General features: G+C 69.1%; 14 protein-coding genes. 6 read left to right on the forward strand and 8 right to left on the reverse strand.

The features are described from left to right. Positions 1–361 precede the first annotated feature (361 nt). From tkt to ACFVYE_RS00875, 6 genes are all read left to right on the forward strand, one after another. Complete coding sequence (tkt, locus tag ACFVYE_RS00850) at positions 362–2,464, forward strand: transketolase (protein ID WP_383971882.1); 2,103 nt, start codon at positions 362–364, stop codon at positions 2,462–2,464. Between the two features lie 34 nt (positions 2,465–2,498). Beyond that, positions 2,499–3,617, forward strand: a complete 1,119-nt coding sequence (tal, locus tag ACFVYE_RS00855) for a transaldolase (RefSeq protein WP_189277150.1) — start codon at positions 2,499–2,501, stop codon at positions 3,615–3,617. Positions 3,618–3,622: 5 nt separating this feature from the next. Continuing rightward, entirely contained in the window at positions 3,623–5,155 is a 1,533-nt protein-coding gene (gene zwf / locus ACFVYE_RS00860; RefSeq protein ID WP_383971885.1) for a glucose-6-phosphate dehydrogenase, read from the forward strand. After that, positions 5,152–6,174 carry a glucose-6-phosphate dehydrogenase assembly protein OpcA gene (gene opcA, locus ACFVYE_RS00865; protein ID WP_389603454.1) on the forward strand — a complete coding sequence of 341 codons (1,023 nt, stop codon included), beginning with the start codon at positions 5,152–5,154 and terminating at the stop codon, positions 6,172–6,174. The genes zwf and opcA overlap by 4 nt, the downstream gene beginning before the upstream one ends. After that, entirely contained in the window at positions 6,171–6,953 is a 783-nt protein-coding gene (pgl, locus tag ACFVYE_RS00870) for a 6-phosphogluconolactonase (RefSeq protein WP_389603456.1), read from the forward strand. The genes opcA and pgl overlap by 4 nt, the downstream gene beginning before the upstream one ends. Positions 6,954–7,031: 78 nt before the next feature. Further along, complete coding sequence (locus ACFVYE_RS00875) at positions 7,032–7,391, forward strand: VOC family protein (protein WP_389603458.1); 360 nt, start codon at positions 7,032–7,034, stop codon at positions 7,389–7,391. Between the two features lie 9 nt (positions 7,392–7,400). Here the strand turns inward: ACFVYE_RS00875 and ACFVYE_RS00880 are convergent, their stop codons facing one another. The 8 genes from ACFVYE_RS00880 to gap form a co-directional block, all read right to left on the reverse strand. Further along, entirely contained in the window at positions 7,401–8,972 is a 1,572-nt protein-coding gene (locus ACFVYE_RS00880; RefSeq protein ID WP_383971897.1) for a PH domain-containing protein, read from the reverse strand. Then, a complete protein-coding gene (locus ACFVYE_RS00885) occupies positions 8,969–9,472 on the reverse strand; it encodes a PH domain-containing protein (RefSeq protein WP_383971900.1) in 504 nt (167 codons plus the stop codon). The genes ACFVYE_RS00880 and ACFVYE_RS00885 overlap by 4 nt, the downstream gene beginning before the upstream one ends. Before the next feature lie 4 nt (positions 9,473–9,476). Continuing rightward, positions 9,477–11,153 (reverse strand): glucose-6-phosphate isomerase, encoded by a 1,677-nt coding sequence (gene pgi / locus ACFVYE_RS00890; protein ID WP_383971903.1) that lies wholly within the window; start codon positions 11,151–11,153, stop codon positions 9,477–9,479. 155 nt (positions 11,154–11,308) lie between these two features. After that, positions 11,309–11,644, reverse strand: a complete 336-nt coding sequence (locus ACFVYE_RS00895) for an RNA polymerase-binding protein RbpA (RefSeq protein ID WP_072483070.1) — start codon at positions 11,642–11,644, stop codon at positions 11,309–11,311. A gap of 109 nt (positions 11,645–11,753) precedes the next feature. Next, entirely contained in the window at positions 11,754–11,990 is a 237-nt protein-coding gene (gene secG, locus ACFVYE_RS00900; protein WP_093899524.1) for a preprotein translocase subunit SecG, read from the reverse strand. A gap of 114 nt (positions 11,991–12,104) precedes the next feature. Next, positions 12,105–12,881, reverse strand: coding sequence for a triose-phosphate isomerase (tpiA, locus tag ACFVYE_RS00905; RefSeq protein ID WP_383067741.1), 777 nt, complete (start codon positions 12,879–12,881; stop codon positions 12,105–12,107). 6 nt (positions 12,882–12,887) lie between these two features. Further along, positions 12,888–14,099 (reverse strand): phosphoglycerate kinase, encoded by a 1,212-nt coding sequence (locus ACFVYE_RS00910; RefSeq protein ID WP_383971908.1) that lies wholly within the window; start codon positions 14,097–14,099, stop codon positions 12,888–12,890. A 109-nt stretch (positions 14,100–14,208) separates the two neighbouring features. Continuing rightward, positions 14,209–15,216 carry a type I glyceraldehyde-3-phosphate dehydrogenase gene (gap, locus tag ACFVYE_RS00915; RefSeq protein WP_383971911.1) on the reverse strand — a complete coding sequence of 336 codons (1,008 nt, stop codon included), beginning with the start codon at positions 15,214–15,216 and terminating at the stop codon, positions 14,209–14,211. Positions 15,217–15,296: the final 80 nt, after the last annotated feature.

Consider the following 15,296-nt stretch of genomic DNA (forward strand, 5'->3'; position numbering starts at 1 on the left):
TTCGCGGGGGTGGGGTCGTGTTGAAGTGGCGCAGAAGTAAGCAGAAGTAAGGGACGCGCTCATCGGAGTGGCGCACAGGGGGTCTCGCTCACCGGAGTGGCGCAGAAGTAGGAGGGCGCGCTCATCGGAGGGCGCAGGAGTAGGGGGACGTGCTCATCGGAGGGCCCAGAAGTAAGGGGGCACGCTCATCGGAGTAGCGCATAAGTGAGCCGTTGCGCTCATACGGGAGGCGAACTCCGCGGACCGCCTGCACCCTGGAAAGCAGCCGGAAAATGCGCGTTCTGACGGGGGTAGGCTCGACAACGCCCGGTGCGGTAACCAGTCACCGGTTTACAACAGTGGAGAGGAGCCCTGACTCAGGGTGAGCACCAAGCCGACCACCACAGACCTCCAGTGGACCGAATTGGACCAGCGGGCCGTGGACACTGTCCGCGTCCTTGCCGCCGACGCCGTACAGAAGGTCGGAAACGGCCACCCGGGCACCGCGATGAGCCTGGCTCCCGCCGCGTACACCCTCTTCCAGAAGGTGATGCGGCACGACCCCGCCGACGCGGAGTGGACCGGTCGCGACCGGTTCGTGCTCTCTGCGGGTCACAGCAGTCTGACCCTCTACATCCAGCTCTACCTGGCCGGCTACGGCCTGGAGCTCGATGACCTCAAGGCTTTCCGTACCTGGGGCTCGAAGACCCCCGGTCACCCGGAGTACGGCCACACCACCGGCGTCGAGACGACCACGGGCCCGCTGGGCCAGGGCGTCGCCAACGCGGTGGGCATGGCAATGGCCGCCCGCTACGAGCGTGGCCTGTTCGACCCGGAGGCGGCCCCCGGCACCTCCCCGTTCGACCACATGGTCTGGGTCGTCGCCGGCGACGGCTGCCTCCAGGAGGGCATCTCGGCGGAGGCGTCCTCGCTGGCCGGGCACCAGAAGCTCGGCAACCTGGTCCTGCTGTGGGACGACAACCACATCTCCATCGAGGGCGACACGGAGACCGCGGTCTCCGAGGACACCCTGAAGCGGTACGAGGCGTACGGCTGGCACGTCCAGCGCGTCGACCAGCTGCCCAGCGGGGACCTGGACCCGGCGGGTCTGTACAGGGCGCTGCAGGCCGCCAAGGCCGAGACCGGGCGTCCGTCGTTCATCGCGGCCCGCTCGATCATCGCCTGGCCCGCCCCGAACGCCCAGAACACCGAGGCCTCGCACGGATCTGCGCTCGGTGACGAAGAGGTCGCCGCGACGAAGAAGGTCCTCGGCTTCGACCCCGAGAAGTCCTTCGAGGTCTCCGACGAGGTCATCTCCCACACCCGTGAGGCGCTGGACCGCGGCCGCGAGGCCAAGGGCGAGTGGGAGAAGGCGTTCGCCGCCTGGCGCACCGCCAACCCGGAGCGCGCCGCCGAGTTCGACCGGATCTCCGCGGGCGAGCTGCCCGCGGACTGGATGGACAGGCTTCCGGTCTTCGAGCCGGGCAAGAGCGTCGCCACCCGCGCCGCCTCCGGCAAGGTGCTCCAGCAGCTCGGCGAGGTCATCCCCGAGCTCTGGGGCGGCTCCGCCGACCTCGCGGGCTCGAACAACACCACGATCGACAAGACGTCGTCGTTCCTCCCGACGGGCAACCCGCTGCCCGGCGCGGACCCGTACGGCCGCACGATCCACTTCGGTATCCGCGAGCACGCCATGGCCGCGGCCATGAACGGCATCGCGCTGCACGGCAACACCCGCATCTACGGCGGCACCTTCCTGGTCTTCTCCGACTACATGCGCAACGCCGTACGCCTGTCCGCGCTGATGCACCTGCCGGTGACGTACGTGTGGACGCACGACTCGATCGGTCTCGGCGAGGACGGCCCGACCCACCAGCCGGTGGAGCACCTGGCCTCGCTGCGCGCCATCCCGGGCCTGAACATCGTCCGCCCGGCCGACGCCAACGAGACCTCCATCGCCTGGCGCGAGATCCTGCGCCGCCACACCAAGGTGTTCGGCAAGGGAGCCCCGCACGGTCTGGCGCTGACCCGCCAGGGCGTGCCGACCTACGAGGCGAACGAGGACGCGGCCAAGGGCGGCTACGTGCTCTTCGAGGCCGAAGGGCCCGAAGGGCAGAACACGCCGCCCCAGGTCCTCCTGATCGGTACGGGCTCCGAGGTGCACCTCGCCGTCGAGGCGCGCGAGGAGCTCCAGGCCGCCGGTATCCCGACCCGTGTGGTCTCGATGCCGTCGGTCGAGTGGTTCGAGGAGCAGGACCAGGCTTACAAGGACAGCGTTCTGCCGCCGTCCGTGAAGGCCCGGGTCGCGGTCGAGGCCGGTATCGGTCTGACCTGGCACCGGTACGTCGGGGACGCCGGCCGGATCGTCTCGCTGGAGCACTTCGGTGCCTCGGCCGACGCCAAGGTCCTCTTCAGGGAGTTCGGTTTCACGGGCGAGCACGTCGCCGCCGCCGCGCGGGAATCTCTCGCCGCCGCCGCACGCTGACGCCGTTATACGACTAGTAGGAGATGCAATTCTCATGACAGACGCACTCAAGCGCCTCTCCGACGAGGGCGTGGCGATCTGGCTCGATGACCTGTCGCGCAAGCGGATCACCTCGGGCAACCTTGCCGAGCTGATCGATCAGCAGCACATCGTGGGCGTCACCACCAACCCGTCGATCTTCCAGAAGGCGATCTCGCACGGCGACGGTTACGAGCAGCAGCTCACCGACCTCGCCACCCGCAAGGTCACCGTCGACGAGGCCATCCGCATGATCACGACGGCCGATGTACGGGACGCTGCGGACATCCTGCGTCCTGTCTTCGACGCCACGGACGGCCAGGACGGCCGGGTCTCCATCGAGGTCGACCCACGCCTGGCCCACCACACCGATGCCACCGTCGCCGAGGCCAAGCAGCTGGCCTGGCTGGTGGACCGGCCCAACACGCTCATCAAGATCCCGGCGACGAAGGCCGGTCTCCCGGCGATCACCGAGGTCATCGGCAAGGGCATCAGCGTCAATGTCACGCTGATCTTCTCGCTGGAGCGCTACCGCGAGGTCATGGACGCCTACCTGGCGGGCCTGGAGAAGGCGAAGGCCGCGGGCCTGGACCTCTCCAAGATCTACTCGGTGGCTTCGTTCTTCGTGTCCCGCGTGGACTCCGAGATCGACAAGCGGCTCGACGCGGTCGGCACCCCGGAGGCCAAGGCGCTCAAGGGCAAGGCGGCTCTCGCCAACGCCCGGCTCGCCTACCAGGCGTTCGAGGAGGTCTTCTCGTCGGACCGCTGGGCGGCCCTGGACAAGGCGCAGGCCAACAAGCAGCGTCCGCTGTGGGCCTCGACCGGTGTCAAGGACCCCGCGTACAAGGACACCCTGTACGTCGACGACCTGGTCGCCCCCGGCACGGTGAACACCATGCCCGAGGCCACCCTGGACGCCACGGCGGACCACGGGCAGATCACGGGCAACACCATCGCCGGCACCTACGAGCAGGCCCGTGCCGAGCTCGACGCCGTCGCGAAGCTCGGGATCTCCTACGACGACGTCGTCCAGCTACTTGAGGACGAGGGCGTCGAGAAGTTCGAGGCGTCCTGGATCGACCTGCTCAACTCGACCGAGGCGGAGCTCAAGCGCCTCGCCCCTTCGGAGGGCTGACCACCTTGTCTGGTGTTCCCGGAGCCAACCCGCTTCGTGACCCCCAGGACCGACGGCTCCCGCGCATCGCGGGACCGTCGGGCCTGGTGATCTTTGGCGTCACGGGCGATTTGTCCCGTAAAAAGCTGATGCCCGCCGTCTACGACCTGGCCAATCGCGGCCTGCTGCCGCCGGGCTTCTCCCTCATCGGTTTCGCGCGCCGCGAGTGGCACGACGAGGACTTCGCACAAGAGGTCCACGACGCCGTCAAGCAGCACGCCCGTACACCGTTCCGCGAAGAGGTCTGGCAGCAGCTCATCCAGGGGATGCGCTTCGTCCAGGGCAACTTCGACGACGACGAGGCCTTCGAGACACTGAAGGCCACGATCCAGGAGCTCGACAAGGAACAGGGCACGGGAGGCAACTTCGCCTTCTACCTCTCCGTGCCGCCGAAGTTCTTCCCCAAGGTCGTCCAGCAGCTCAAGAAGCACGGACTCGCCGACCAGAAGGAGGGCTCCTGGCGGCGTGCCGTCATCGAGAAGCCCTTCGGCCACGACCTGAAGAGCGCGCAGGAGCTCAACCAGATCGTGCACGACGTCTTCCCGCCCAACGAGGTCTTCCGGATCGACCACTACCTGGGCAAGGAGACGGTCCAGAACATCCTGGCGCTGCGGTTCGCCAACACGATGTTCGAGCCGATCTGGAACCGGAGTTACGTCGACCACGTCCAGATCACGATGGCCGAGGACATCGGCATCGGCGGCCGGGCCGGCTACTACGACGGCATCGGCGCCGCTCGTGACGTCATCCAGAACCACCTGCTCCAGCTGCTGGCGCTGACCGCGATGGAGGAGCCCGGCTCCTTCCACCCGAAGGCCCTGGTCGCCGAGAAGCTCAAGGTGCTCACGGCGGTGGAACTGCCGGAGGACCTCGGCAAGCACACCGTGCGCGGTCAGTACGCGCACGCCTGGCAGGGCGGCGAGGAAGTCCCCGGCTACCTCGAAGAGGACGGCATCGACCCCAAGTCGAAGACCGACACCTACGCCGCGATCAAGCTGACGATCAACAACCGCCGCTGGGCGGGCGTGCCGTTCTACCTCCGTACCGGCAAGCGGCTCGGCCGCCGGGTCACCGAGATCGCGGTCGTGTTCAAGCGCGCCCCGTATCTCCCCTTCGAGTCCGGCGCCACCAAGGAGCTGGGCGGCAACGCCCTGGTCATCCGGGTCCAGCCGGACGAGGGCGTGACCGTGCGGTTCGGCTCCAAGGTGCCGGGCACCTCGATGGAGGTCCGGGACGTCACGATGGACTTCGCGTACGGCGAGTCCTTCACCGAGTCCAGCCCGGAGGCGTACGAGCGGCTCATCCTCGATGTGCTGCTCGGTGACGCCAACCTCTTCCCGCGGCACCAGGAGGTCGAACTCTCCTGGAACATCCTCGACCCGATCGAGGAGTACTGGGACAGGCACGGCAAGCCCGCGCAGTACCCGGCGGGCACCTGGGGCCCGGCCGAGGCGGACGAGATGCTTGCACGAGACGGACGGAGCTGGCGCCGGCCATGAAGATCGATCTCACGGAAACCACTTCCAGCAAGATCAACCAGGCGCTGGTGTCGGCCCGCCGTGCCATCGGCACCCCCGCCATCGGCATGGTGCTCACCCTGGTCATCGTCACCGACGAGGAGAACGCGTACGACGCCCTCAAGTCGGCCGGCGACGCCTCGCGCGAGCACCCCTCGCGGATCATCGCGGTGATCAAGCGGGTCAGCCGCTCGCCGCGCAGCCGCCGGGACGCCCGGCTCGACGCCGAGGTGCGGGTCGGCTCCGACGCGGGAACCGGCGAGACCGTCGTCCTGCGTCTCCACGGCGAGCTGGCCAACCACGCCCAGTCGGTGGTCCTGCCGCTGCTGCTGCCGGACGCCCCGGTCGTGGTCTGGTGGCCCGAGGGCGCCCCCGACGATCCGGCGAAGGACCCGCTGGGCGCGCTCGCCCAGCGCCGGATCACGGATGCGTACTCGGCGGAGAACCCGGGTGACGAACTCGCGGTGCGTGCCCGGTCGTACACCCCGGGCGACACCGATCTGTCCTGGACCCGCATCACCCCGTGGCGCTCGATGCTGGCGGCCGCGCTCGACCAGCAGCAGGTCGACGTCGTCTCGGCGACGGTCGAGGGCGAGTCGGAGAACCCGAGCTGCGAGCTGCTCGCCATGTGGCTCGCGGACCGGCTCAAGGTTCCGGTGGAGCGCACCCAGTCCGCCGGCCCCGGTCTGACGGCCGTGCGGATGCAGACCAAGAACGGCGTCATCGTCCTGGACCGGCCGGACGGTTCGCTGGCCACGCTCTCGATGCAGGGCCAGCCGGACCGTGCGGTGGCGCTCAAGCGGCGGGACACCGCCGAGCTCCTCGCCGAGGAGCTGCGGCGCCTGGACCCGGACAACACCTACGAGGCGACGGTGAAGTTCGGCGTGGAGAAGCTCGGCGGACCGGCGGAGCCGAAGCCGGCCGAGCCCGCCCCCGCTGCCGCCCCTGCCGCCCCTGCCGCCGCGAAGAAGACCGCGGCCAAGAAGGCGGCGGCGAAGTGAGTGCTCCTCAGCTTGTCGTGCACCGCGACAAGGAGCTGATGGCGCAGGCCGCCGCGGCCCGGCTGATCACGAAGATCGTGGACGCCCAGGCCGCGCGCGGTCACGCCTCGGTGGTGCTCACCGGTGGGCGCAACGGCAACGGCCTGCTGGCCGCACTTGCCGAGGCGCCCGCCAGGGACGCGATCGACTGGTCGCGGCTCGACCTGTGGTGGGGCGACGAGCGGTTCCTGCCGGAGGGCGATCCGGAGCGCAATGTCACGCAGGCCCGCGAGGCCCTGCTGGCCTCGGTGCCGCTGACCCCGTCCCGGGTGCACGCGATGCCCGCCTCGGACGGCCCCTGCGGCAACGACGCCGACGCGGCAGCGGCCGCGTACGCCTATGAACTGGCCGCGGCGGCCGGTCCGGAAGACCACGGTCCGGTGCCGACGTTCGATGTGCTGATGCTGGGCGTCGGCCCGGACACGCATGTCGCGTCGCTCTTCCCGGAGCTGCCCGCGGTACGGGAGACCGAGCGCACCGTCGTCGGCGTGCACGGCGCTCCCAAACCGCCGCCCATCCGCATCTCGCTCACGCTGCCCGCGATCCGGGCGGCGCGCGAGGTGTGGCTGCTCGCCGCGGGCGAGGACAAGGCGGAGGCCGCGGAGATCGCGCTCTCGGGCGCCGGGGAGATCCAGGCCCCGGCAGCCGGTGCGTACGGACGCAGCCGCACTCTGTGGCTGCTGGACGCGGCGGCGGCCTCACGGCTGCCGCGCGCGCTGTATCCGCCGGCCTCTCCCTGAGTGGTCGTCAGCACCATTGTGCGCAGGCCCGGTTGACTCCTCGGAGTAGCCGGGCCTGCGGCATGAAAGGCTCGGCCCATGGTGCGTATCAAAACCGTGGTGATGGGTGCGTCGGACGTGCGGCGCGCGGCGGCCTTCTGGAAGGCGGCGCTCGGCTATGTGGAGCGCGAGCCCTCGCAGGACGACTGGGTGGTGCTGGTCCCGGCCGATGGACACGGCGTCGGGCTGTCCCTGGGGCGGAGCGGTACGCCGGTGCAGGAGGTCCCCCGGGTCCATCTCGACCTGTACACCGAGGAGCAGGACGCCGAGGTGGACCGGCTGGTCGCACTCGGCGCGGCGCGGGTCGACTGGGAACTGTACCCGGACGACCCGGATTTCGTGGTGCTCGCCGACACCGAGGGCAACCGGTTCTGCGTCATCGACACGACGCACGGCTGAGCGTCGCGGTCACCGGACCGGCGGGGTGCGCTCCAGGAAGGGCTCCAGCAGGCCGGGCACGGCCTCGGACGCGAAGTCGAGGCCCTCGCTCGCATCCGCGTCGTACGCCGTGTACGCGCCCGCTCCGGCGGCCGTCGTCGCGGTGAGGCTCAGCACCCCGGACCGCCGCTGGAAGTACGTCTGCCTGACCGTCCAGCCGATGACACCGGCCCGTTCCAGCGCGGCGGTCGAGCGCCGGACCGTGCCGGACCGCACCACCAGGTAGTCCCCGCTGATGGCGTGTCCCAGACCGCGGTACGCGTCCCGGGCGAGGAACACCCCGACCGGCAGCCCCACGACGGCGCAGGCGAACGCGATCCAGAGCAGGACGGGTGTCAGCAGCACACCCAGGAGGGCCAGGACGAGTACGGGGGCGGCGGTGGCCCAGAACGCCCGGCGCAGCCGGCGCCCGCGGGCCGCGAGGGGGTGTCCGGTCAGCGGGGCGCCGGTCGGGGACGTGGTCTCACGCAGGACGTCGGCGGCGACCGTGTCGGCGAAGGGCCGGGGCGCGGCGGGCAGCAGGGTGCTGTGGTCGCCGTGCTGCTCCTCGTCGTCCTTGGCCAGTCCGGTGGTGATCGCGTCGACCCGGGCTGCGCCGAACAGCCGGATGCCGAGCGGTTCGACGAGGTCGACGCCGCGCAGCCTCCGCTCCTCGATGGAGACGGACCGCGAGGTCAGCAGGCCGCGCCGGATGCGCAGCGTGCCGCCGGGTTCGCGCTCCAGCCGGTAGCTCCACCACATCTCGATCCACAGGCCGAGCGCGCCGACGACACCGGCGGCCACCGCGGCGACGGCGAGGATCACGATCATGGCGAGCAGTGAGGTGTCCCGGAACCGGTCACCGATCCAGTCGATCACCTGCCCCTGGGCGCCGAACCAGTCGCTGACCTGCATCACGGCGCCTACCGCCGCACCACCGAGCGCGGGGGCGACGAAGGAGACCGGTGCGTAGCGGATCCAGCGCGGGTCGAGGGCGGCGAGCTCGCCCTCGCGATGGGTGCCCGGGATGCCGGTGGCCGCACGTTCCAGCAGCTGGCGGCGGAGCCGTTCGCCCTCGGACCTGGGGACCGGGTCGAGTTCCAGGGTGGATTCGTTGCCGGAGTGCTCGCCGGTACCGATGCGGACGGTGACCAGGCCGAGGACCCGTTGCAGCAGATGGGCGGTGAGGTCGACGCTGCGGATGCGTGTCCGGGCCAGTGAACGCTTCTTGACCAGCAGCAGTCCGGTGTGGAGCTCGACCCGTTCGGCGCCGATGCGGTAGCGGGTGCGGCGCCACCGTACGTAGTCGCCGGCCGCGGCGCAGCCGATCAGCACGATCGCACCGGTCAGCACCCAGGCGACCGCGGGCCCGAACCCGAACCGTCCGGAGAGGCCGAGAGTGGTGGGCACGGCCGCACCGGCCGCCACCCCGGCCGTGACGAGTGCGCTGACGAGGACCGTACGCCGGTCCAGCCGCCGCCAGTCGGCGGCGGTGGCCGCCTCGGGGCCGGTGACGCCGCCCCGGCCCTCGGCATCCGGGGCAACGGCCGCCTCGGAGCTCATGTGGCGTCCCCGGGGGTGTCCCGGGTGATCCGGGTCAGCCGCTCGGCCAGCTCGGCCGCCAGTTCATGGCCCAGTCCCTCGATCCGCACCGCGCCCTTGGACGATGCCGTGGTCACGGTGACCGTGGCGAGCCGGTAGAGCTGTTCGAGCGGGCCGCGCACGGTGTCCACGGTCTGGATCCGGGACATCGGGGCGATCCGCCACTCCTGCCTCAGGACACCGGTTCTGACGTACACCGCTTCGTCGGTGACCTCCCAGCGATGGGTGCGGAACCACCAGAGGGGGAAGAGGACGGCGCAGCCGATGCCGAGGACCGCGAGGATCGCGGCGGGCAGCAGCAGCCAGAACCGGGCGGGCTCGATGAACGCGCCCAGCACGGCCAGCACCACTACCGGCACCGCGGTCAGCAGCAGCCACTGGGCCCGCCACCAGCCGACGGCCCTCGGGTCCAGTGTGTTGTTCGGCGGCCTCAGCCGCACCGTCCGCTCCCCCGTGGTCATCGGTTCAGCGCCCCCTGCGGGCGCGGTACGCCTGGACGAGCGCGGCGGTCGAGCTGTCCAGCTGCTCGCCCCCCTCCGCCGCGGCGGCAGCCGATGTCGACGTCTCGGTCAGCACCGGCTCGATCTTCTTGGCGAGGACCTTGCCGAGTTCGACGCCCCACTGGTCGAAGGAGTCGATGTTCCAGATGGCTCCCTGGACGAAGACCTTGTGCTCGTACAGCGCGATCAGCTGGCCGAGGACGGACGGCGTCAGCCTGTCGGCCAGGATCGTCGTCGTCGGGTGGTTGCCCCGGAAGGTCTTGTGCGGCACCAGCTCCTCGGCGACGCCCTCGGCGCGGACCTCGTCCGGCGTCTTGCCGAAGGCCAGCGCCTGGGTCTGGGCGAAGAAGTTGGCCATCAGCAGATCGTGCTGGGCGACCAGACCGGGCAGCAGGTCGGCGACCGGCTCGGCGAAGCCGATGAAGTCCGCCGGGATGACCTTGGTGCCCTGGTGGATCAGCTGGTAATAGGCGTGCTGCCCATTGGTGCCGGGGGTGCCCCAGACGACCGGTCCGGTCTGCCAGTCGACCGGATTGCCGTCCCGGTCCACGGACTTGCCGTTGGACTCCATGTCCAGCTGCTGCAAGTACGCGGTGAACTTGGACAGATAGTGGCTGTAGGGCAGTACGGCATGCGACTGCGCGTCGAAGAACGCGCCGTACCAGACGCCCAACAGGCCCAGCAGCAGCGGGACGTTGTCCTCGGCGGGGGCGGTGCGGAAGTGTTCGTCGACGAGGTGGAAGCCGTCGAGCATCTCGCGGAACCGGTCCGGTCCGATGGCGATCATCAGCGAGAGTCCGATGGCGGAGTCGTACGAGTAGCGGCCGCCGACCCAGTCCCAGAACTCGAACATGTTGGCGGTGTCGATGCCGAAGTCCGCGACCTTCTCGGCGTTCGTGGACAGCGCCACGAAGTGCTTGGCGACGGCGTCCTGATCGGCCTTCAGACCGGTCAGCAGCCAGTTGCGGGCCGAGGTGGCGTTGGTGATGGTCTCGATCGTGGTGAAGGTCTTCGACGCGATGATGAAGAGCGTCTCGGCCGGGTCGAGATCGCGCACGGCTTCGTGGAGGTCGGCGCCGTCGACGTTCGACACGAAGCGGACGGTGAGCGAGCGGTCCGTGAAGGAGCGCAGCACCTCGTACGCCATGGCGGGGCCGAGGTCGGAGCCGCCGATGCCGATGTTGACGATGTTCTTGATGCGCTTGCCGGTGTGACCGGTCCACTCCCCCGACCTGATGCGGTCGGAGAAGGCCGCCATCCTGTCGAGTACGGCGTGCACGGCGGGCACCACGTTCACGCCGTCGACCTCGATCACCGCGTCGCGCGGGGCACGCAGCGCGGTGTGCAGAACGGCGCGGTCCTCGGTGGTGTTGATCTTCTCGCCGCGGAACATCGCGTCCCGCAGCTCGGCCACGCCGGTGGCCACGGCGAGCTCGCGGAGCAGCCGGAGCGTCTCGTCGGTGACCAGGTGCTTGGAGTAGTCGACATACAGATCGCCGACCCGGAGGGTGTATCCGGTGCCGCGCTCCGGGTCGTCCGCGAAGAGCTGCCGCAGATGTGTCGCCCCGAGCTGCTCGCGGTGCTTGCCCAGAGCGGTCCACTCGGGCGTCTGGTTGAGCCTGGTTCGGCTTGGAGTATTCATCCCGGATATCAGCCCACTTCTTCTCGTGCCTGCAGATGCCCCGCTGCCCTTCCAACTTAATTGATCAGAGGGGTTGACGAGGCAATGGCGAGCTGCGGCACGGCAAAAGCAGTCCGGCCGGACACCCCGTGAGGTGTCCGGCCGGTGAACAACAACTAGATCTCACCCCGGAGTTTTGCCAGGGCCTCGGCGAGAATGGCCTCGCCGTCCGCATCGCTGCGCCGCTCGCGTACGTATGCGAGGTGCGTTTTGTACGGCTCGGTGCGCGGCGGGTCCGGCGGGCTGTCCCGGTCCTGGCCGGCCGGGAAACCACAGCGCGGGCAGTCCCAAGTCTCCGGTACCTGCGCGTCACTGGCGAAGCTCGGCTGCGTCTCGTGCCCGTTCGAGCACCAGAAGGAGATGCGGAGGCGCGGCGCGGACTCGCCCCGCTCGGCCTCCCCCATCGGCCCCGCTCCGACCCGGCTTCCCCGGATCGCGTTGCCACTTGCCACGGTCGTAACTCCCTGCGTGATGGTGCTCGAAGATGCCCCAGTCTACGTAAGGCCCAACGCGCGTCCAGTGAAAGGAGTTACACCCTCACCGGGAATCGCGTACGACGGGTCAACTGTCCAGCTTGATCAGCAGACCAAGCACAACAATGCACGCGAACCAGGCCAGACCGATGAACACGGTGATCCGGTCGAGGTTCCGCTCGGCGACCGAGGAGCCGCCCACGGACGACTGCATACCGCCACCGAACATGTCGGAGAGGCCGCCGCCCTTGCCCTTGTGCATCAGCACCAGCAGCATCAGCAGCAGGCTGAAGACGATCAGGGCGATCTCGAACGCCAAAATCACGGCTGGTCCCTACTTTCCGGAATTCTCTGGACTGCATGTGCGAACAGCGGGGGCCGGGAGGCTACACCCTCCTCGGCCCCCGCAAGGGTACGACGGATCCGCGCTACCGCATACTCACTGGTCGCGGAAGCGGACGATCTTGACGAACTCGTCGGCGTCCAGTGCGGCCCCGCCGATCAGCGCGCCGTCCACATCGGGCTTCGACATGATCTCGGCGACGTTCCCGGACTTCACCGAGCCTCCGTACTGGATACGGACCGTGTCGGCCAGTTCCTGCGAGTACAGCTCGGCGAGGCGGCTGCGGATCGCCCCGCAGACCTCCTGGGCGTCGTCGGCGCCGCAGACCTTGCCGGTCCCGATGGCCCAGACCGGCTCGTACGCGATCACGATCGACTCGGCCTGCTCGGCGGGGATGTCCTTGAGACCACCGTCGACCTGCGCGAGCGTGTGTGCGACGTGGTTGCCCGCCTCACGGACCTCCAGCTCCTCGCCGACGCAGAGGATCGGGGTCAGGCCGTGCTTGAAAGCGGCCTTCACCTTGGTGTTGCAGATCTCGTCGGTCTCGCCGTGGTACTGGCGGCGCTCGCTGTGGCCGACGGCGACATAGGTGCACTTCAGCTTGGCGAGCATCGGGCCGGAGATCTCACCGGTGTACGCGCCGGAGTCGTGCGCCGAGATGTCCTGGGCGCCGTACTTGATCTTCAGCTTGTCGCCGTCCACCAGGGTCTGCACGGAGCGCAGGTCGGTGAAGGGCGGCAGGACGGCGACCTCGACGGCGTCGTAGTCCTTGTCGGCCAGGGCGAAGGCGAGCTTCTGGACGTGTGCGATGGCCTCGAGGTGGTTGAGGTTCATCTTCCAGTTGCCCGCCATCAGCGGGGTACGGGTGCTCATGAAAAGTCAGTCCTCCAGTGCGGCGAGGCCGGGAAGCGTCTTGCCCTCGAGGTATTCGAGGCTGGCGCCGCCACCGGTCGAGATGTGTCCGAATGCGTTCTCGTCGAAGCCCAGGATGCGGACGGCCGCGGCGGAGTCGCCACCGCCGACGACACTGAAGCCCTCGGAGTCGACGAGGGCCTGGGCGACGGCCCGGGTTCCCTCGGCGTAATCAGGGTGTTCGAAGACGCCCATCGGGCCGTTCCAGAAGACGGTGACGGCGTCGGCGAGCTTCGAGGCGTACAGCTTGTTGGTCTCGGGTCCGTTGTCCAGGCCCATGAAACCGGCCGGGATGGCGTCCGCCGGAACGGTGCGGTGCTCGGTCGGAGCCTTGGTCCTGAGGTCCGGGAACTGCTCGGAGACCACGACGTCGACGGGGAGCACGAACTCCACGCCCTTGTCCTCGGCGCGCTTGAGGTACTCCAGCACCGCCGGGATCTGGTCCTCCTGGAGCAGGGAGCTGCCGACCTCGTGGCCCTGGGCCTTGAGGAAGGTGTACGCCATGCCGCCGCCGATGAGGATGCGGTCGGCGCGCTCCAGCAGGTGGTCAATGACGCCGAGCTTGTCGGAGACCTTGGAGCCGCCGAGCACGACAGCGTACGGGCGCTCGACGTTCTCGGTGAGCTTCTTCAGGACGCCGACCTCGGTGGCGATCAGGTCGCCGGCGGCGTGCGGCAGCCGGGCCGGGAGGTCGAAGACCGAGGCGTGCTTGCGGTGGACGGCCCCGAAGCCGTCGCCCACGTACACATCGGCGAGCTCGGCGAGCTGGTCGGCGAACGCGCCGCGCTCGGCGTCGTCCTTCGACGTCTCACCGGGGTTGAAGCGGAGGTTCTCGATGACGGCGACCTTGCCGTCGGTGAGCGCGGCGACCGTGGCGCGGGCGGACTCGCCGACCGTGTCGGTCGCGAAGGCCACGTCGGCGCCGATGAGCTCGCCGAGACGGGCCGCGGCGGGCGCCAGGGAGAAGGCGGGGTCCGGGGCGCCCTTGGGGCGGCCCAGGTGCGAGGCGACGATGACCCGCGCACCGGCCGCGGCCAGCTTCTCCACGGTCGGCTGGACGGCGCGGATGCGGCCGTCGTCGGTGATGGTGGTGCCGCTCAGCGGCACGTTGAGGTCGGCGCGGACGAATACGCGCTTGCCGGTGACCCCTTCGGCGAGAAGTTCGTCGATCGTCTTCATCTTGCTGGACTCCTTGGGATGACGAGAGAGCATGCAACGGGGCTCGAACGGCGCCGCGTTGCGCTGTTCGAGCCCCGTGCTCACATCGAGGTGCCTACCGATTCGGCGGTCAGAGCTGGCTGCCGACGAAGACGGTCAGGTCGACGAGGCGGTTGGAGTAGCCCCACTCGTTGTCATACCAGCCGATGACCTTGACCTGCGTGCCCTCTGCCATGGTCAGCAGCGAGTCGAAGGTGCAGGAGGCCGGGTCCGAGACGATGTCCGAAGACACGATCGGGTCCTCGGTGTAGAACAGCTTGCCCTTGAGCGGGCCTTCCTCGGCAGCCTTCTGGAAGGCGGCGTTGACCTCGTCGCGGGTGACCTCGCGCTCCAGCGTGATGACCAGGTCGGTGACCGAACCGGTCGGGACCGGGACGCGCATCGCGATGCCGTCGAGCTTGCCCTTGAGCTGCGGGAGCACCAGAGCGGTGGCCTTGGCGGCACCGGTCGTGGTCGGGATGATGTTCTCCGCGGCGGCGCGGGCGCGACGCAGGTCGGAGTGCGGGAAGTCCAGGATGCGCTGGTCGTTCGTGTACGCGTGGACCGTCGTCATGAGGCCCTTGACGATGCCGAAGTTCTCGTCCAGAACCTTGGCCATCGGCGCGACACAGTTGGTGGTGCAGGAGGCATTGGAGATGACGTGGTGGTTGGCCGCGTCGTACTTCTCCTCGTTGACACCCATCACGATGGTGATGTCCTCGTTCTTGGCCGGGGCCGAGATGAGGACCTTCTTGGCGCCACCCGCGATGTGCTTCTCGGCGTCGGCCTTCTTGGTGAAGATGCCGGTCGACTCGATGACGATGTCGACGCCCAGCTCACCCCAGGGGATGTCGGCCGGGTTGCGCTCGGAGAGCACCTTGATGGTGTGGCCATCGACGGTGATGCTGTCGGCGGTGTGGCTGACCTCGGCCTTGAGGCGGCCCAGGATCGTGTCGTACTTCAGAAGGTGTGCCGTGGTCGCGGTGTCACCCAGGTCGTTGACAGCCACGATCTCGATGTCCGCACCCTGCTCCAGCAGCGCGCGGAAGTAGTTACGACCGATGCGGCCAAAGCCGTTGATGCCTACGCGGATCGTCACGAACCGATCTCCTCGTTAGGTACGCGGGGTTTCCACCCCGGCGAGTTGTATGAGATGTCCCCGACCGCCTCCGACCCTAC

The sequence above is a fragment of the Streptomyces sp. NPDC058239 genome, from assembly GCF_042882185.1.
Classification (GTDB): domain Bacteria; phylum Actinomycetota; class Actinomycetes; order Streptomycetales; family Streptomycetaceae; genus Streptomyces.